Here is a 17,752-nt window from a genome sequence, read left to right on the forward strand (position 1 = left end):
CATGAATCGTAATTTTAGCGATGAAATAAAGTACCGGTGGAAACACGGAGGTATGCACATCAAGTTGATGGGTGTAAACTTGGTTGTTTTCATATTAATTAATATGCTATTGGTTTTTGGATCGTTATCTGTGAGTAACGGAGCATCAAATCCACTAACTTCTTTCGTATATAACTTCTTCACTTTACGTGGAGACATTTTGGGATTCTTAACTCATCCCTGGGGAATAATCACGAGTATATTTGCGCATTTTGACTTTATGCACATTGCGTTTAATATGCTCTTTCTCTACTTTATTTCTAGTTTTTTCTTGATGTATTTCTCTAATCAGAGAATGCTCTATACATACATACTTGGAGGAATAATGGGAGGCATATTTCAAATTCTAGCCTATTCTATTTTCCCTGCTTTACAAGGAACCCAAACTTATGTAGTTGGAGCTTCAGGAGCAGTAAATGCTGTTTTTATGGCTGCTGCATTTTACAGACCAATGGCAGAAGTTCATCTTTTTGGGATTGTAAGAGTAAAGATGATTTATCTTGCTGGGATTTTCATTCTAATGGATCTCCTGCAAATGGGAAGTTCGGATAATGTCGCTCACTTTGCCCATCTTGGTGGAGCTGCTTTCGGAATATGGTCTATTCATAAAGTCACTTCGAAAAACAACGTTGTGAATTTTGTGCAAGTCACTGTAGATAATTTTAAGGCGAGCTTTAACAACAAAGGCAAACCTAAAATGAAGGCCCACAAAGGAGGTAAAAGTACTACGCAATCTTCTACCAAAACTAAAAAACAAACTGACGAAGAATACAATTTTAGTAAAAAGCAAAAACAAGCAGAAATTGATGCTATACTTGATAAGATTTCTAAATCTGGTTATGACAGCTTAACGAAGAGGGAAAAACAAGTACTATTTGACCAAAGTCAATAACTAATCAATAATCAATGCTTTTTCGTTTATTTAAAAGACTCGTTGGCCTAGCAACTTTTATTGTTGCAACCACCTTATTGATAAGTTATTTAGGTTCAATTGTTCCTCCAGACAAATTTTGGTACCTGCAACTATTTGCTTTGGCCTATCCAGCTTTATTCGTAGCTGTAGTAATTCTGATGATTCTCAACTTTATGATGAGAAGGAAATTTGCTTTTCCTTTAATCGTTTTGGTCTTGGGATTTTTCGTCCACACCAAATATTTCGGAATTGATTTTAAATCACCTGATTTCACTGGATTTTCGGATAAGAAAATAAAAGTAATGTCTTATAATGTTCGACTATTTGATTTTTTTAAATTCATTGATCCCCCTTTGAGTGAAAACAAACAAGAGTTTATCGATTTATTCAGTAGGGAATCACCTGATATTTTATGTATTCAAGAATATGGTGAAGTAAGAAACAGAACATTTAAATTCATCATTAATCCTGATGACATCAAAAATGCTGGAGGATATGTCGATTACGCTACAACAAAGCGAAATGGCAAAAGAGTGCTTTCCTTGGGACAAGCCATTTATTCTAAATACCCAATTATTCATTCTGAAACACTTAAAAAAGATGGTTCAGAAATCCCTTGTATATTTGCTGATATTGTGAAAGGGGAAGATACGGTGCGTGTTTATACATTTCATTTGGAAAGTATTCGTTTGCAGGAAGATGAATATTCTTTGTTTGACACAGAAATCGAAAGTTCCAAAACAATTTCAACTCGTGTTAAAGGTCTTGTTTCGAAGTTAAAATATGCATATCCTTTCCGAGCTGGTCAAGCACAAACAATTGTAGATCATGCGCTCACTTCACCTTATCCTGTCTTTATTACAGGAGATTTAAACGATCCTCCTTCTTCTTACACCTATTCAATAATGAATGAATATTTCAAAGATGCATTCAATGAAGCGAGTTTTGGAATGGCTAGAACTTATGCTGGTAAAGTCCCGGCAGGAAGAATAGATTATATTTTTTATGGGGAAGGATTAGCTCCAACTTCATTTAGCACATTGAAAGAAAATGCTTTATCAGACCACTACCCGATAACTTCTGAGTTTAGAATTCGTTAAAATAATGATGAGTTTTAAATTGATTGATAGTTTGTTGAACCAGGAACCCCGATTAAGGGGCTTAAAAACGCTTATTTTTTTTTCAAATAAAAACTCAAATGATGTGCAATTTAACCCATATCGATTAGAATCATCACTCTCTCCCCTTAGTCGTTTCAACGGATTACAACTTAAGTTTTAAGAAAGAAAACTTCCTCTAAAACAATGAAATAATATATGTCACGTAAATCCCTAGCAAGATAAAACCACTAAATCGACCAACTTTTCTTCTGTAAACCATCATTGGCAAAAGAATAAGGGCAATTCCAATCATCCAAAGAACATCCCATGACATCACGATTTCTTCAATTGCAATGGGTTGTACTATCGCGGTTAAACCAAGGACAGCCAGAATATTAAAGATGTTACTTCCAATAAGATTTCCAACTGAAATATCTGTTTCTTTCTTGTAGGCAGCTACACAACTAGTAGCCAATTCAGGAACAGAAGTTCCGAAAGCGATTATTGTAATTCCAATTACGTGCTTTGAGATTCCAGCATCTTCAGCAATTGCTTTCGCTCCGTCAATCAACCATGTTGAACCAAAATACAATCCAACCAACCCTATAGCGATAAATACTAAATTTTTACCTATTGAAATATTAGCAACTAACTCTTCCATTTCTGGAATTTCAGTTGTATTTGGTCCATTACTTTTTCTTGATTTAATGATGATAAAAGTGATGAAAGCGATTAAGATAGTAAACATAAGTAATCCTTCCCAGCGTTCTATTTGTAAATTAAGCGCAAAAACGTAAAATAAAACAGAGGCAATCATCATCATGGGCCAATCGAAACGTATGGTATTTCTGGCAACCGGCATTGGGAAAATTAATACAGTTACTCCTAGTACCAACGCTAAATTCGCAATATTTGAACCAATAACATTTCCAATTGCTAATTCTGGTAAACCTTCGCTAGCAGATTGAAGAGAAACCAATAATTCTGGGGACGACGTTCCAAAAGAAACCACCGTCATACCAATAACTAATTTAGAAAGTCGGGCTTTAGCTGCCACTCCAACAGCTCCTTTTACTAAGAATTCTCCACCTGCAATCAATAGGGCTAACCCTAAAACGATTAATAAAATATTTATGAACATTAACTATTGTTTTCTTGGTCTGATTTGCGTTCTATTTTATTGTCCGAGGAAGTATTCACTTTACTGATAGGTTTCGATTCAGAATTAATGTTTTTGTTAATTTGATCAGCGGATGCTTTTAAATCATTTGAAAAGTCCTTAATTGGCGCTTCCATAGTGTTTTCTAGGCTTTTTTCACCTCCATCATTCAAAATGCCATTGACATTCTTTTTGATCCCTGAAGCTGAATTTTCGATATCTTTCTTAAAATTCTGAATTGGTGCTTCAATTTTATTTTTAGCATCGTGAAGTGCCCTATTTACATTCATGTCGCGTTGCATATCAGATGTTGTTTTCCTGATTTCATCTTGAATATCCTGACTTGCGTCTTTGATTTGACGAATTCCTTTTCCTAGACCTCTCGCCATACCAGGTATACTTTTCGCCCCAAAGAAAATGAGTACAAAAAGCAGGATAACTAAAATTTCAGAACCGGCAATACTATTAATGAACAATAACATGATACAAAGATACTAGAAATTGATAATTGGTAGTGCATATAAAGTAAAAAGAATTTCTGATTATTAATCAAGTTAAAATTCTTATATTACTGCCTTTGTAATGCTTAAAATTAAAGAAATCACGACAAAAAATAGATTTACTGTGCATACCTCACAAATTATAGCACGTAAAGAAAAATCTTTTTATATTTTTGTAAAAGACTAAAAAATAAATAATAATATGAAAATACTTGTTTGTATTAGTAAAGCTCCAGATACAACCACGAAAATCTCTTTCACTGATGGTGACACGAAATTTGACGAAAGTGGTGTTAAATATATTGTAAATCCTTACGATGAGTGGTATGCTCTAGTGAGAGGTTTAGAGCTCAAGGAAGCTCAAGGAGGAAGCGTAACAACTGTAACTGTTGGTACTGCTGAGGACGAAGCAACAATTCGTAAAGCATTGGCAATTGGTGCTGATGATGCCACTAGAATTGATGTAAAACCAGAAGATGCTAGTCAAGTTGCTGCTGAAATCGCACATTTCGCGAAAGAAGGTGGTTATGACTTAGTTCTTTTAGGAAAAGAAACTATTGATTATAACGGTTCACAAGTTGGTGGAATGTTGGCAGAGCATTTAGATATGCCATTTATTTCTCTTGCAGAAAGTTTGACAATTGAAGGTACAACTGCAACATTAGATAAAGAAATTATTGGTGGGGTTCAAACTGTTGAAGCTGAATTACCATTAGTGGTAAGCTGTGCTAAAGGAATGGCTGAACAACGTATTCCAAATATGCGTGGAATTATGGCCGCTAGAAAGAAGCCATTAAACGTGGTTCCTTCTTCAAATGCAGCGAAAAACACTTCATTTGAGAAATATGCTTTACCTGCTCCAAAATCTGCAGTGAAATTAATCGATCCAGATAATATGGATGAATTAGTTGCATTGTTACACAACGAAGCGAAAGTAATATAATCACACCCGAAAAAAAGAATTAAATTATGTCAGTATTAGTATATATAAATAGTAATGGTGAAAAGATTGCTAAAAATGCATTCGAAGCTGTTACTTACGCAAAGAAATTAGGAGAAGTTACAGCTGTAACAAATGGAAAAGCCGACGATTCAATGCTTGCTCAATTAGGGAAATATGGAGCAGACAAAGTTTTAGTTGACCGTTCATTTGAAGGAATTGACGAACAACAAATCACTAAAATGGTTGCTACAGCAGCTGAAAAAGTGGGTGCAAATACAATTGTTTTCTCAAACGATTTGATAGGTAAAGCAGTTGCACCTCGTTTATCTGTTAAAATGAACGCAGGACTAGTTGCCGGGGCATCAGGAGTACCGAAAGAAGACGGGACAGTTCCAGTTAACGTATTCTCAGGAAAAGCATTCGGATTTGTAAAAGTAAATACGGATAAGAAAATTATCGCTTTACTTCCAAACTCAATTCAAGTTGAAGAAACAGGAGGAGAAGCATCTGTAGAAGAATTTGCAGGAAACGCAGGTGATTCTAGAGTAAAAGTAAAAGATACAAAACTTCCAGAAGGAGATATTCCATTACCAGAAGCAGAATTAGTAGTTTCAGGTGGACGTGGATTGAAAGGTCCAGAAAACTGGGATTTAATTTTAGATTTAGCAAAAGAATTGGGAGCAGCAACAGCTTGTTCTCGTCCAGTTGCCGACTCTGATTGGCGTCCTCACCACGAGCACGTTGGTCAAACAGGAGTTGCCATTGCACCAAATTTATACATTGCAGCAGGAATTTCTGGAGCAATTCAACATTTAGCAGGTGTCAACAGATCTAAAGTAATTGTTGTGATTAACACAGATAATGAAGCACCATTCTTTAAAGCAGCTGACTATGGAGTTGTTGGAGATGCTTTTGAAGTGTTACCAAAATTAACTGAAGCAGTAAAAAAATTCAAAGCTTCGAACTAATCATTCGATAATAAATATTATTTTTACGTAATATGCAATTAGGGAGGCACAAGCTTCCCTAATTTGTTATTCAAACATTCAAAAATTGATGCCCTTTAACCAATTATGGAAAAAGTAAAACTAGAAATTATTGGATTATCATATAGTCAGACGCAATCAGGTGCTTATGCATTGGTTTTGTCTGAAGTAGATGGACTGAGAAGATTACCAATTATTATTGGTGGATTTGAAGCACAAGCAATTGCTATTGAACTTGAAGACATGATGCCTTCTCGCCCATTAACACATGATTTATTTAAGAACTTTGCGATTGCCTTCAACATTACACTTAAAGAAGTGATTATATACAACCTAAAGGAAGGGATTTTCTATTCTAAACTTATCTGTGAAAAAGAAGGAAATGAAATAGAAATAGATGCCCGTACTTCTGATGCTATTGCATTGGCCGTGCGATTCAAATGCAATGTTTATACTTATGAATCTATACTTAGCTCAGCTGGAATTCGATTAGATCAAGAGGATGAGGAAGCACAAAGCCCAGCTCCTGTTGAAAAACCGAAAAAAAGCATCACTTCTAAAAATGTAAAAAACGAACTCTCCGATCTTACAATTAAAGAATTGGAAGACCGTTTAGACAAAGCTGTAGAAGGTGAAAATTATGAGCTTGCATCAAAAATAAGAGATGAAATTAACAAACGTACTTCATAGATTAGTTCTAATTTTTATCGTTTTAATCATCACCTTTTTCAGTGTAAAAGCACAAGAAATTGATGATTCCACCGATCAAGAATGGTTTAGAAGAAAGTTCTCTTTACAACTCAATGAAAATGGTACATTCTTAACCAACGACACAATCCTCACCTATCAAAAATCAGGGAATTACGTTTTAGAAGACAATAAACTGATTTTATCTAGTACAGAAGATTCTGTCTTTACTACCGAAACTTTTCCAATTCTTAATTTAGATAAGGATAAATTCGCTCTAGGCAAGGACAAGGATAGAATCACCTATTTAAAAGAAAATAAAACCATGATTTCATCCTTTTCATGGGAAGGAATTATGCGAGGACTAATAGGTGTTGTGGCGCTTGTTTTTATTGCTTTTCTACTCAGTAAAAATCGCAGTAGAATCAATTGGCCGCTTGTGGTCAAAGGAATTTTACTCCAAATTGTTTTAGCCCTTTTAATATTAAAAGTTCCATTTATTGAAACCGGTTTTGACTTTATTTCGAAAGGGTTTGTAAAGGTAGTTGATATGGCTCATGAAGGAGCGATGTTCGTATTTAGTAGTGTTGTGACAGGTGAAATGAACCCAATTGTCATGAACTTTGCAACCTGGGTTTTACCATCTGTAATCTTCTTCTCTGCTTTAACGAGTCTACTCTATTATTGGGGAATTCTGCAAAGGGTTGTTTATGGAATGGCTTACGTTATGAAACGATTAATGGGATTATCAGGTGCGGAAAGTGTATCTGCAGCGGGTAACGTTTTCTTAGGTCAAACAGAAGCACCATTACTGGTAAAGCCTTATCTTAACAAGATGACCAACAGTGAGATTCTCTGTCTTATGGCCGGTGGAATGGCAACAATCGCCGGTGGAGTTTTAGCAGCATATATCGGATTTCTTGGTGGAGATGATCCAGAGCAAAAAGTATTCTTTGCTAAGCATTTATTGACCGCTTCTCTGATGTCCGCCCCTGCTGCAATTGTATTCTCTAAAATACTTTTACCAGAAACGGAAAAAATCAACAAGGATTTAAGCGTACCAAAAGACAAATTAGGAGTTAACGCACTTGAAGCAATTGCCAACGGAACTACAGATGGATTAAAACTGGCAGTGAATGTTGCCGCAATGTTAATTGTTTTCATTTCATTAATTGCCCTGGCGAATTTCATGTTAGGAAAAGTAGGATATTACACAGGTTTAAATGATGTTATTGCGAATAGCTCTTCATTGTATACTGAATTATCATTCCAATATATTGTTGGAAACGCCCTCTCGCCTGTTGCATGGTTGATGGGAGTTCCATGGCAAGATTCTATGATAATTGGTCAACTTTTAGGTGAAAAAACAATCATCAACGAATTTGTGGCTTATCCTCATTTAGGTGAATTACAAGATGAAATTTCAGCAAAATCAGTCATTATTGGAACCTATGTACTCTGTGGTTTTGCCAATTTTGCATCGATTGGAATTCAAGTGGGTGGAATTGGGGCAATCGCTCCAGGCAAAAAACCTATCTTAGCACGTTATGGCGTACTTTCACTTATCGCAGGAACTTTGGCTTGTATGTTGACCGCAACAATGGTTGGAATGTTGTTTTAAATAACAGGAAACATGGACGAGCAATTAATAATTGCCTTCGACAGACTATTAGAATATTGCCATCGACAAGCTCAGCTATGTTGTCTTCGACAGACTCAGTTATGTTGCCTTCGACAGGCTCAGTCAACGGGATAATTCTTCGGTGATTGAACACGTCGAAAGCACCCCAAACCAAGGAAGTCGACAATCAACTCAATTAGACAATCTAAGTTTTTTATTAAAAGATAAATATTTATTCAAAATGAGGATCAAAGGAGAATTAAGAAAAATGTTAGTTGAATTTAACGATGAAAATTTTGTTCAATATCAAATGAAATTTTTCAATACTGAAACACAAGAGGAACAACTTCTTCCTATGAATGAATTGATTGGAAAGACGGTTTCGTTTCAATTTGATGGTAATATTTTCTGTAAAAATTGTGGTAAAAAGACCAAAACTTCTTTTAATCAAGGTTTTTGCTACCCTTGTTTTCAAAATGCTCCTGAATCTGCAGAGTGTATAATTCGTCCAGAATTGTGTCGCGCTCATCTAGGTGAAGGTAGAGACGTTGAGTGGGAAGAAAAGCACCATAACCAACCACACATTGTCTATTTAGCAGCTAGTGACGTTGTAAAAGTTGGTGTTACGAGAGGGACACAAATTCCGACGCGATGGATTGACCAAGGAGCGAATGAGGCAATTAAATTGGCTGAAACTCCTAACAGATATTTAGCTGGTGTTTTGGAGGTTGCTTTAAAATCTGAATTCTCCGATAAAACAAATTGGAGAAAAATGTTGCGAAATGATATTGATGAAAGCATTGATTTAGAAGAAACCAAATGGCAACTGGAAGAAATGCTTCCAGAAGATTTAGCACAATACATCACGGAAGAAGATGAAGTTACAGATATCAATTATCCCGTGATTGAATTCCCTACTAAGATAAAAAGTGTGAATTTAGATAAACTTCCTTCGATCACTGGAAAATTAATGGGGATAAAAGGACAGTACTTTTTATTGGATGGTGAACGTGTAATGAATATTAGGAGACATACTAGTTATGAGGTGGAGTTTGAAATCAATGATTAATATTTAACTATAAATATTTATCCGATAGGAATCGGATTTTTAACGCTTAACGACAGAGTAATTAATTCCAACTTCGTTATAATTGGGCTTGAATTAATTGTAAAGAACGTAAAGTTTCTGAACTTTGTTGTTTGCTAGAGTAAGGTTTGAATTGGAAATTATAGATTGATTTCAGTGAAATCAAACATTTCTTCAATTTCTAATCTTTTGGCAAAAAGAAGACGTTTCTTAAAATAATTTGAATCAGAAATCTTATCGATTACCACTCCTCTGCTTGAAGAAGCATGTAAGAAAACCATTTCGTCGCCAGCACCTTCAACAACTATTGCCACATGACCTACAGTTTTAGAATTAGAATTTCTTCCCTTGAAAAAAACCAAATCACCTTTTGAAACTTCATCCATTGGGATTTTTTCTCCTAATTTTGATAAATCTCTACTATTTCGAGCCACCTCTGCTCCCATAGATTCAAACATATAATGGATTAAACCTGAACAATCTATTCCTTTGGAAGAATTTCCTGCATACCTGTAGGGTGTTCCTACAAGTTCTGTTCCACATAAAACCAAAGAATCTATAAGATGACTTTTGATTTGACACTCTTCATGAACATCTGAAGCCATCATTGATGAATCAACAATTAAAGCTACCGAATCGATACTCACAAGTGAAGAATCTGAAATAAATAGAATCGATTCTGTCAAAGAAAATGATGTATCCACATTTTCAACCGTAGGTATAGAATTCATTAATGTTGAATCTGGATTAGACCAACTTAAAGTCGACAAAAGAAAAATTGATAATAAATTCATAAAAATTCAATAAGTGCTTTTTTTCGGACATAAAAATAACACATTATTTCTAAGTTAAATAAAGCTTCACTTTTGTTTAACATAGTTTAGCTAAACAACTGGTCGACAGAAAACTATAGATTCACAACTTATTGAAGTGGAAATTGATTGTGAGCTCTTTATATTGCTCAGAATACTCATTCATGCTGTTTCTAATTGTCAACTCAGAAATAGAATTATTATTTAAAGCTATATTTTTTGAAAACACCAAAATATCGCGTACAAGTTTGTTAGGCTTACCGAAGATTTTAATTCTGTGTTGTAAATTTAAATCGAGATTTTCAGCAATCAATTCATCCGTTCTTTCTGAAGGAACAATCATCCATAAACTTCCATTTTCAGATAATAAATCATGAGAATGGTGAATTAAATTTTGAAGAGACATACTATTCTCATGTCTAGCTAAACTTCTCTTTTCATCTGAAGAAGGCATTTTCGTATTAAAATACGGAGGATTAGAAACAATCAAGTCAAATTTTTCAACTGGATTATACGTTAAAAAGTTTTGATGAAGTGATTCAAAGTGATTCGGAAAATCAGCATTCTCAAAGTTAGATTTCGCTTGTTGAACTGCCTGTTCATCGATATCCATTCCAGTAATTTCTGCAGAAGGAAATTGTTGTGCCAACATTAAGGCAATTACACCACATCCTGTTCCAACATCAAGAATTGTTTTAGGGTTTTCAAAACCAAGCGCACTTGGATTCACCAAAGCCCCCAACACCATAGCATCTGTTCCTATTTTCTGAGGAGCATTCGCTTGATCAACATTGAATTTTTTGAATTTAAAAATGGACATTTAAAAGAGGGATTTTGATAATTCAAAAATACCATTTGGAAATTGAAGTACGGACGTTTACTCCCTTTGGTCATGAGATCGCTTCGCTAAGTTTGTAAAACGTCCTTATCATTCAGAAATTCAATTCCAAAATCAGAGCTCCAAATACATCTCAATCAACCCAGGAGCTGATTCTACATGCAATTCCTTCTTTTCTCTATCCACACTTTGAACAAGGTCGTTTCCTAAAGGAAGCAAAACCTCTTTATCCAATTTATCATTTTGAATTTGTAAGAGAGGATTTATTTTAAAGTCCATTACTTGGACAACTTCACCCACTTCGCCAAAATTAGCGTCAATTACAGTGAAACCAATAATTTCATGGTCGTAATAGTTTTTCCCTGAAAGCTCTGGCAGCTTATCAAGAGAAAGGAAAAGTTCTTTTTTTAGGATAATCTTGGCCGCATTTTCTGTATCAACACCTTCAAACTTCACTTTTGCGAAACCTTTATCTTTCATTTCAATACTTTCAACAAAGAAAGGAGTCAAAATTCCATCTATATCGATATAAACAGCATCAAGGTTTGCATAATCCTGAGGATTTGTTGCATCAAAAAAAAGCGAAACTTCACCCTTATAACTGTGAAGTTTCGCCACGTAACCTAGATTAAAGCAATCTGCTTTATTCATTTTCTTTAACGATTATGAGAATTGCTTCTCTTAGTTTTCGTCTTTTTTAGCTTCTTTTGCAGCTTCCTCTACAGGATCTGCTTCTGGAGTTGGAATTGGAGTTTCAACTTCTTCCGTTGCTGGAGCCTCTTCTTCAACTTCTTCTGGAGCATTTTTCGCAGCAATTGCAGCAGCTCTATCTTCGTTTGTTTTACGCTCTGCAGCTAAACGATCAGCTTCTGCTTTCTTAATTGCATCTGAAGCACCTTCAGTTTTCTTAGTAATCTTAGCACCTTTATCGTTCATCCAAGCTTCGAATTTCTTCTCAACATCAGCTTCAGTTAAAGCACCTTTTGCTACACCTTTGATAAGGTGGTTTTTGTACAATACACCTTTGTACGAAAGAATCGCACGTGCTGTATCAGACATTTCAGCACCTGTTCCAACCCACGTTAACGTTCTGTCGAAATCGATATCGATTGTCGCAGGGTTTGTGTTTGGGTTGTAAGTACCTAATTTTTCGATGAAGCGACCATCACGTGGAGCACGTGAATCTGCTACTACTACGTGGTAAAAAGCATATCCTTTTTTACCGTGTCTTTGCAATCTAATTTTTGTTGCCATAATGTTTTATTGGTTGGGGTACGAAACCCCTATTAATAATATTAATTTATATAAGGCGACAAAGATAGTTTTATTATTTGATAAAAAGAACAATTATAATTGAAAAGTGGAGATTGATTTTTTTAGGAAGGTCCTCCCCCTTAATCCCCCTCCAAAGGGGGAAATGCTTCGAACTAAGACTGTAAGGCAGAAAAAGAGATTCCTCCATTTTTAAAACCTGTGGTTTATTAAAATGGAGGAATGACGTTTGAACATCTTTTTTCTCGACCTATTAAAACCAAAAATCGTCATCCCAATGAAGTGAAACGACGAGGGATCTCCTTTTTGAAAGCGTTATAGAATTTGAAAAATATTTTTGATCACCCCGTCAGTTCGAGTGAAATCCGGAAGACTCTGGATGAATAAGTCCTCCCACTTAATCCCCCTCCAAAAGGGGAAACCCTTCGAAGTAAGACTGTAAAGCCAAAAAAGAGATTCCTCCATTTTTAAAACCTGTGGTTTATTAAAATGTTCGGAATGACGGTTGTGTAGAGGTGTTTTCGAGAAAAAAGATGTTCAAGCTCCGCTTGAACATCTTTTTTCTCGACCTATTAAAACCAAAAATCGTCATCCCGACAGAGTGAAACGACGAGGGATCTCTTTTTTTAAAGCGTTATAGAATTTGAAAAATATTTTTGATCACCCCGTCAGTTCGAGTGAAATCCGGAAGGCTCTGGATGAATAAGTCCTCCCCCTTTATCCCCCTCCAAAGGGGGAAACGCTTCGAACTAAGACTGTAAAGCAGAAAAAGAGATTCCTCCAATTTAATAAACCTGTCGTTTTATTAAAATGTTCGGAATGACGGTTGTATAGAGGTGTTTTCGAGAGAGAAGATGTTCAAGCGGAGCTTGAACATCTTCTCTCTCGACCTATTAAAACCAAAAATCGTCATCCCGATGGAGTGCAACGACGAGGGATCTCTTTTTTTAAAGCGTTTACATTTAAACACANCAGAGTGAAACGACGAGGGATCTCTTTTTTTAAAGCGTTATAGAATTTGAAAAATATTTTTGATCACCCCGTCAGTTCGAGTGAAATCCGGAAGGCTCTGGATGAATAAGTCCTCCCCCTTTATCCCCCTCCAAAGGGGGAAACGCTTCGAACTAAGACTGTAAAGCAGAAAAAGAGATTCCTCCAATTTAATAAACCTGTCGTTTTATTAAAATGTTCGGAATGACGGTTGTATAGAGGTGTTTTCGAGAGAGAAGATGTTCAAGCGGAGCTTGAACATCTTCTCTCTCGACCTATTAAAACCAAAAATCGTCATCCCGATGGAGTGCAACGACGAGGGATCTCTTTTTTTAAAGCGTTATAGAATTTGAAAAATATTTTTGATCACCCCGTCAGTTCGAGTGAAATCCGGAAGGCTCTGGATGAATAAGTCCTCCCCCTTTATCCCCCTCCAAAGGGGGAAACGCTTCGAACTAAGACTGTAAAGCAGAAAAAGAGATTCCTCCAATTTAATAAACCTGTCGTTTTATTAAAATGTTCGGAATGACGGTTGTATAGAGGTGTTTTCGAGAGAGAAGATGTTCAAGCGGAGCTTGAACATCTTCTCTCTCGACCTATTAAAACCAAAAATCGTCATCCCGATGGAGTGCAACGACGAGGGATCTCTTTTTTTAAAGCGTTTACATTTAAACACACAGAAATCCTAAAATCAAATCATCTCTCCCTAAACGCTCTCCCTCAAAACTATGCGTTTACGCATACTCCGCCAATTCCATCCATCTCTCCGTCTTTGTTTCCAAATCCGACATTAATTCTCCGATGCGTTTACTTGCTTCGTTCAATTCTTCTGAAGTAGCAGTTCCGCCAGAAAGTATCGCTGTGAGTTCTTCTTTTTCCGTTTCTAACTTTTCGATTTCGGAATCCAATGTTTTGAATTCTTGGTTTTCCTTAAAGCTCAATTTGCGTTTCTCTGCTGGTTTCTCAACCTTTTCTTCAACCTTTTTCTCAATTAATTCTTTCTTGGCTTCAGCTTTTTCAATTCTTTTCTCCGCTTGTTCTTCAAGAATATCTTTTTTCAACTGAGTTCTGTATGCCGTATAATTTCCTGTGATATCATTGATTTTAGCGTCTCCTTCGAAAACGAAAATGTGATCCACCATTTTATCCATGAAATAACGGTCGTGAGAGACAACAATTAAACAACCTTGGAAATTCTTCAAGTAATCCTCCAATACACTCAAGATATAAATATCCAAGTCGTTGGTTGGCTCATCGAGAATCAAGAAGTTAGGATTCGACATTAAAACTTTCATCAGTTTCAAACGGCGTTGCTCTCCCCCACTCAATTTGTACACATAATTGTAGTGCATATGACGTGGGAACAAGAATTTCTCCAAGAAGTGTGCTGCTGACATTTCTCTTCCTTTTTCTAAAGGAATAAATTCTGCCACATCACGAATAACGTCAATCACTTTCATGTTTTCGTCGACTTCGATGTTGGCTTGCGAATAATATCCAAAAACAACAGTATCTCCGATAACCACCTTTCCAGAATCCGCTTCTTCTTCTCCTGTAATTATGCGTAAAAGTGTAGATTTCCCAACTCCATTTGGACCAACAATTCCTAAACGCTCTTGACGTTTAAAAGTATAGGTTAAATTATCTAGGATATTTAAATTAGGGTATTTTTTAGAAACCTTGTGCAATTCCAAAATCTTAGATCCCAAACGCTCCATTTTAATTGGAATTTCGAGTTCTTCTTTTTCTATATTCTGACTTGCAGTTTTCTTGATTCCTTCAAAAGCATCCGTTCTTGCTTTTTGCTTCGTTCCACGTGCTTTTGGTTGTCTTCTGATCCATTGTAATTCTGATTTGAATAAACTTCTGGCCTTTCCAACCTCAATTGCTTTGTTTTCTTCACGTTCTGCTTTCTTCTCCAAATAATAGGAGAAATTTCCTTTGTAACGGTAAATTTGTTCGTCCTCTAATTCATAAATGATGTCCGTAATTACTTCCAAGAAATAACGGTCGTGCGTCACCATGAATAATGTAGAATTCGATTTTGAAAGGTACTCTTCCAACCATTCAATCATATCTAAATCGAGGTGATTGGTAGGCTCATCCAAAAACAAAAAGTCAGGTTCTGAAATCAGTACTTTCGCCAGGGCTACACGTTTACGTTGACCTCCAGAAAGCGTGCTTATTTTTGCACCGTGATTATCTAATTTTAATTTAGATAAAACTTGTTCAACAAGACTGTCTAAATCCCAAGCATTTAATTCTGAAATTTCTTCAAAAAGCTCTGCCATCGCCATTTCATCGTTTTCACGAACAGCTTTAGAATATTTTTTAAAGACGTTTAATTTCGGTAAATCATGATCGAAAACTTCTTCGTAAATCGTGTTTTCAGGATTCAAATCATCGGCTTGCTGTAAATAAGCGATATTGATTCCATTCCGGAAAACTACGCGTCCGCTATCGAAAGGCTCCTCACCCATGATACAGCGAATTAAAGTAGACTTTCCACTTCCGTTTTTAGCAACAAGTGCTACTTTTTGACCTTGGTCTATACCAAAGCTAATATCTTCAAAAATCGTACGGTCTGCATACGTTTTTGTTAGTTGTTCAACTGATAAATAATTCATTAACGGATACGATCTATAGATTTAATAAGTCGTACGTCACGACGAATTCCAATATTTGCTAGGAATGAAAATGCCAAAGCGATAACGATGCAGTAAAAACCAAACGATAGATGCACACTAGCTGTGTAATCTGAAGATTCTGGAATGGTGTTACTGCGTAAAAGGTAATATAATGCGATTGATGCGCCAAACAACAAGAAGTTAAGCACAAACAATAAGCGACCTAATTTCAATTGTCTTTTCAAGTTTTTATAGCCTAACAATACCACGACTGTCAGCATAGAAAGCAGTATTGTAATTGAATAAAACGGGAAATAATAGGTAGGAATTCCTATCATATCTCCATCAATATCCACCTTACCAGTAGCTTCTTTCAACAAAGTAATATTTTCGTCAGTTAAATCGCCATGAACATGAAGATCTTTCTGAACTCCATAAACATTCCCATGACTAATAATGTCAAACTGGTCTTTTTGAGCCACTTCAGTAACGAAAACATCAGTTCCGACACTCAAGATTATCAAAGCACCTAATGTCAGCAATAAATAAAGGGATTGAACGCGTTGAATCATAGTTTAAAAATTTTACGCAAAGATAGTTTTTTTTGTTGAATGTTTACTGTTTAAAGCATGAGTGGATTAAAGATTCAAGGATTCCAGGAATGAAAGATTCCAAGGACAAACATAAATCGAAGATACAATGTAGGGACGTTTTATAAACTGAGCAAAGCGATAACATGACCAGAGGGAGTAAATGTCCGTTTTCATTGTAAAGGAGGATTCAAAAATTTCACCCCGAAGTCATCAAAGATTTCGCGGAGATTCGTAAAGTTTGCACAGAGTTGCAGTGAGTTTTTGGATGGATTTAATTTGTTTACGCCCGGTGATTGAGCTTGTCGAAAGTGCCGGATTCTAAAATTCTCAAGTAGTGAATTCGTTGATTCGTAATTATAAAATTCGTAATTAAATAAGGCGTCCTATATCTGCCTACAATTCCAATCTGTTTCCTGTTTTTGCTACGCTGTTTAGACAATTAGGATCCAATAGCTATCGGATTAGGAATTATCAAATACGAATTAATTCTCAAAAAGGAGCATTCCGTTGGTCGCTCTTTTCGTGAATACAGCTGAGCAAAACAGTTCAACAGGATTTCCATTTCCGTCAGGGCCGTGAAGAAATGATTCTATTTTACATCGTACTAATGAATGTTTTTTTATTAACTTAAATAAGAGTTACTGAATAAAACCTAAATCATGTATAAATTTAAAGCATCTAAAATCACCCATAAAGGACAGTCTAGAATTGCTGTAGTTTTTGAAAACAAACCAGAATTACGCCAACGATTTAAAAAGCTTCGTGGTGCAAAATGGAGTGCTACAAAGAAAACATGGCATTTACCTGATAATAAGATCTATCGAAAGCAATTTGGTCTGCCTATTTACGATAAAGACACTCTTTCGGAGGAAAAAATTGAACAACTAAAGAATTTCAAAGATTGGCTCACAGCTCATCGCTATTCTAAAAGTACGGAAAACACCTACATGAATGTTATGCGTGTCTTTTTAGTGTTTTATAAGGATAAACCTATTTCCGAAATAGAAAATGACGATATTATACGATTTGACAATGTCTCTTATAATTATTCTAAGGCCGAAACTCCATAGATAAACATAACGATTCAAACCATACTTATGCTTTAATTTTAATTCTTTTCTTTTTTGCATTACCCAAAAAAGAAACAAAAAAGTCTAGCGCTTGATCTTTTCCTTTGTCTCCACTCCTAAAAGTCGATAATGTCGGTGATCTCTTCAGTCAAGCTGAAAAGCTTCCGCCATTATTCCCGACTTTCAGCACGTTTCAACTTCAAAAAAAGATAATGCGCGTCCTAAAACTTAGTTATAAATTTAATATTAAGAATAGATATGGATTTGGCCCATTGGTCAAGATAATAGAACTATCCAATTCCTATCAGAATCAATTTATAAACGCCCTGAAATTATTTTTTAAAACAGTTGAGAAAAGGAAATTAGAGATTGAGTTAATTCAAAGGCCTAGGAGAGAAAAGCGATTACCAAATGCATTGAGTAAAGAAGAAGTCAAGAAAATTTTAGGTGCACCACTTAATTTGAAACACCGTACTATGTTAATCATGGCATATGCCTGTGGTTTAAGAAGAGGT

At 35.7% G+C, this 17,752-nt stretch carries 16 protein-coding genes and 1 pseudogene; 9 read left to right on the plus strand and 8 right to left on the minus strand.

Annotated features, from left to right (window positions below):
* The first annotated feature begins 1 nt into the window (after position 1).
* Both C6368_RS16155 and C6368_RS16160 read left to right on the plus strand, forming a co-directional pair.
* Positions 2–931, plus strand: coding sequence for a rhomboid family intramembrane serine protease (locus tag C6368_RS16155; protein ID WP_107040263.1), 930 nt, complete (start codon positions 2–4; stop codon positions 929–931).
* Between the two features lie 14 nt (positions 932–945).
* On the plus strand, positions 946–2,052 hold the full coding sequence (locus tag C6368_RS16160; RefSeq protein WP_107040264.1) for an endonuclease/exonuclease/phosphatase family protein: 1,107 nt from the start codon (positions 946–948) through the stop codon (positions 2,050–2,052).
* Positions 2,053–2,248: 196 nt separating this feature from the next.
* Here the strand turns inward: C6368_RS16160 and C6368_RS16165 are convergent, their stop codons facing one another.
* Together C6368_RS16165 and C6368_RS16170 are read right to left on the minus strand one after the other, a co-directional pair.
* Positions 2,249–3,193 carry a calcium/sodium antiporter gene (locus C6368_RS16165; RefSeq protein ID WP_234369158.1) on the minus strand — a complete coding sequence of 315 codons (945 nt, stop codon included), beginning with the start codon at positions 3,191–3,193 and terminating at the stop codon, positions 2,249–2,251.
* The gene (locus C6368_RS16170; protein WP_107040265.1) at positions 3,193–3,693 is read right to left on the minus strand and encodes a Sec-independent protein translocase subunit TatA/TatB; all 501 of its coding nucleotides are present in this window, start codon (positions 3,691–3,693) and stop codon (positions 3,193–3,195) included. Before C6368_RS16170 ends, C6368_RS16165 begins: the two co-directional genes overlap by 1 nt.
* A gap of 220 nt (positions 3,694–3,913) precedes the next feature.
* Here C6368_RS16170 and C6368_RS16175 point away from each other — a divergent pair, with 220 nt between their 5' ends.
* The 5 genes from C6368_RS16175 to C6368_RS16195 all read left to right on the plus strand — a co-directional run bounded on the left by C6368_RS16175 (position 3,914) and on the right by C6368_RS16195 (position 9,017).
* On the plus strand, positions 3,914–4,654 hold the full coding sequence (locus C6368_RS16175) for an electron transfer flavoprotein subunit beta/FixA family protein (protein ID WP_107040266.1): 741 nt from the start codon (positions 3,914–3,916) through the stop codon (positions 4,652–4,654).
* A 26-nt stretch (positions 4,655–4,680) separates the two neighbouring features.
* Positions 4,681–5,622, plus strand: coding sequence for an electron transfer flavoprotein subunit alpha/FixB family protein (locus C6368_RS16180; RefSeq protein ID WP_107040267.1), 942 nt, complete (start codon positions 4,681–4,683; stop codon positions 5,620–5,622).
* A 105-nt stretch (positions 5,623–5,727) separates the two neighbouring features.
* A complete protein-coding gene (locus tag C6368_RS16185) occupies positions 5,728–6,330 on the plus strand; it encodes a bifunctional nuclease family protein (protein WP_107040268.1) in 603 nt (200 codons plus the stop codon).
* Positions 6,305–7,948 (plus strand): nucleoside transporter C-terminal domain-containing protein, encoded by a 1,644-nt coding sequence (locus tag C6368_RS16190; protein ID WP_107040269.1) that lies wholly within the window; start codon positions 6,305–6,307, stop codon positions 7,946–7,948. The genes C6368_RS16185 and C6368_RS16190 overlap by 26 nt, the downstream gene beginning before the upstream one ends.
* 241 nt (positions 7,949–8,189) lie before the next feature.
* Entirely contained in the window at positions 8,190–9,017 is an 828-nt protein-coding gene (locus tag C6368_RS16195) for a DUF2797 domain-containing protein (protein ID WP_107040281.1), read from the plus strand.
* A gap of 158 nt (positions 9,018–9,175) precedes the next feature.
* Here the strand turns inward: C6368_RS16195 and C6368_RS16200 are convergent, their stop codons facing one another.
* The 6 genes from C6368_RS16200 to C6368_RS16225 form a co-directional block, all read right to left on the minus strand.
* On the minus strand, positions 9,176–9,829 hold the full coding sequence (locus C6368_RS16200; RefSeq protein WP_107040270.1) for a C40 family peptidase: 654 nt from the start codon (positions 9,827–9,829) through the stop codon (positions 9,176–9,178).
* A gap of 121 nt (positions 9,830–9,950) precedes the next feature.
* Entirely contained in the window at positions 9,951–10,667 is a 717-nt protein-coding gene (locus C6368_RS16205) for a tRNA1(Val) (adenine(37)-N6)-methyltransferase (RefSeq protein WP_107040271.1), read from the minus strand.
* 132 nt (positions 10,668–10,799) lie between these two features.
* Positions 10,800–11,336 carry a ribosome maturation factor RimM gene (gene rimM, locus C6368_RS16210; protein WP_107040272.1) on the minus strand — a complete coding sequence of 179 codons (537 nt, stop codon included), beginning with the start codon at positions 11,334–11,336 and terminating at the stop codon, positions 10,800–10,802.
* Positions 11,337–11,366: 30 nt separating this feature from the next.
* The gene (locus tag C6368_RS16215) at positions 11,367–11,939 is read right to left on the minus strand and encodes a 30S ribosomal protein S16 (protein ID WP_107040273.1); all 573 of its coding nucleotides are present in this window, start codon (positions 11,937–11,939) and stop codon (positions 11,367–11,369) included.
* 1,742 nt (positions 11,940–13,681) lie between these two features.
* Positions 13,682–15,574 carry an ABC-F family ATP-binding cassette domain-containing protein gene (locus C6368_RS17695; RefSeq protein WP_107040274.1) on the minus strand — a complete coding sequence of 631 codons (1,893 nt, stop codon included), beginning with the start codon at positions 15,572–15,574 and terminating at the stop codon, positions 13,682–13,684.
* Positions 15,574–16,146 carry a DUF4293 family protein gene (locus tag C6368_RS16225; RefSeq protein WP_107040275.1) on the minus strand — a complete coding sequence of 191 codons (573 nt, stop codon included), beginning with the start codon at positions 16,144–16,146 and terminating at the stop codon, positions 15,574–15,576. The genes C6368_RS17695 and C6368_RS16225 overlap by 1 nt, the downstream gene beginning before the upstream one ends.
* Before the next feature lie 680 nt (positions 16,147–16,826).
* Between C6368_RS16225 and C6368_RS16230 the strand changes: the two genes are divergently transcribed.
* Positions 16,827–17,237 carry a phage integrase N-terminal SAM-like domain-containing protein gene (locus C6368_RS16230; RefSeq protein WP_107040276.1) on the plus strand — a complete coding sequence of 137 codons (411 nt, stop codon included), beginning with the start codon at positions 16,827–16,829 and terminating at the stop codon, positions 17,235–17,237.
* A 212-nt stretch (positions 17,238–17,449) separates the two neighbouring features.
* Positions 17,450–17,752: pseudogene (locus C6368_RS16235) on the plus strand (hypothetical protein); the annotation flags it as partial.

Origin of the sequence: Brumimicrobium mesophilum, from assembly GCF_003025005.1 — a bacterium.
GTDB classification, from domain to species: Bacteria; Bacteroidota; Bacteroidia; order Flavobacteriales_D; family Crocinitomicaceae; genus Brumimicrobium; species Brumimicrobium mesophilum.

Bases quoted from the DNA above. Each gene is read 5' to 3' on its own strand.
- C6368_RS16155 (WP_107040263.1), top strand. From the start codon at position 2: ATGAATCGTAATTTTAGCGATGAAATAAAGTACCGGTGGAAACACGGA.
- C6368_RS16160 (WP_107040264.1), top strand. From the start codon at position 946: ATGCTTTTTCGTTTATTTAAAAGACTCGTTGGCCTAGCAACTTTTATT.
- C6368_RS16165 (WP_234369158.1), bottom strand. From the start codon at position 3,193: ATGTTCATAAATATTTTATTAATCGTTTTAGGGTTAGCCCTATTGATT.
- C6368_RS16170 (WP_107040265.1), bottom strand. From the start codon at position 3,693: ATGTTATTGTTCATTAATAGTATTGCCGGTTCTGAAATTTTAGTTATC.
- C6368_RS16175 (WP_107040266.1), top strand. From the start codon at position 3,914: ATGAAAATACTTGTTTGTATTAGTAAAGCTCCAGATACAACCACGAAA.
- C6368_RS16180 (WP_107040267.1), top strand. From the start codon at position 4,681: ATGTCAGTATTAGTATATATAAATAGTAATGGTGAAAAGATTGCTAAA.
- C6368_RS16185 (WP_107040268.1), top strand. From the start codon at position 5,728: ATGGAAAAAGTAAAACTAGAAATTATTGGATTATCATATAGTCAGACG.
- C6368_RS16190 (WP_107040269.1), top strand. From the start codon at position 6,305: ATGAAATTAACAAACGTACTTCATAGATTAGTTCTAATTTTTATCGTT.
- C6368_RS16195 (WP_107040281.1), top strand. From the start codon at position 8,190: ATGAGGATCAAAGGAGAATTAAGAAAAATGTTAGTTGAATTTAACGAT.
- C6368_RS16200 (WP_107040270.1), bottom strand. From the start codon at position 9,829: ATGAATTTATTATCAATTTTTCTTTTGTCGACTTTAAGTTGGTCTAAT.
- C6368_RS16205 (WP_107040271.1), bottom strand. From the start codon at position 10,667: ATGTCCATTTTTAAATTCAAAAAATTCAATGTTGATCAAGCGAATGCT.
- rimM (WP_107040272.1), bottom strand. From the start codon at position 11,336: ATGAATAAAGCAGATTGCTTTAATCTAGGTTACGTGGCGAAACTTCAC.
- C6368_RS16215 (WP_107040273.1), bottom strand. From the start codon at position 11,939: ATGGCAACAAAAATTAGATTGCAAAGACACGGTAAAAAAGGATATGCT.
- C6368_RS17695 (WP_107040274.1), bottom strand. From the start codon at position 15,574: ATGAATTATTTATCAGTTGAACAACTAACAAAAACGTATGCAGACCGT.
- C6368_RS16225 (WP_107040275.1), bottom strand. From the start codon at position 16,146: ATGATTCAACGCGTTCAATCCCTTTATTTATTGCTGACATTAGGTGCT.
- C6368_RS16230 (WP_107040276.1), top strand. From the start codon at position 16,827: ATGTATAAATTTAAAGCATCTAAAATCACCCATAAAGGACAGTCTAGA.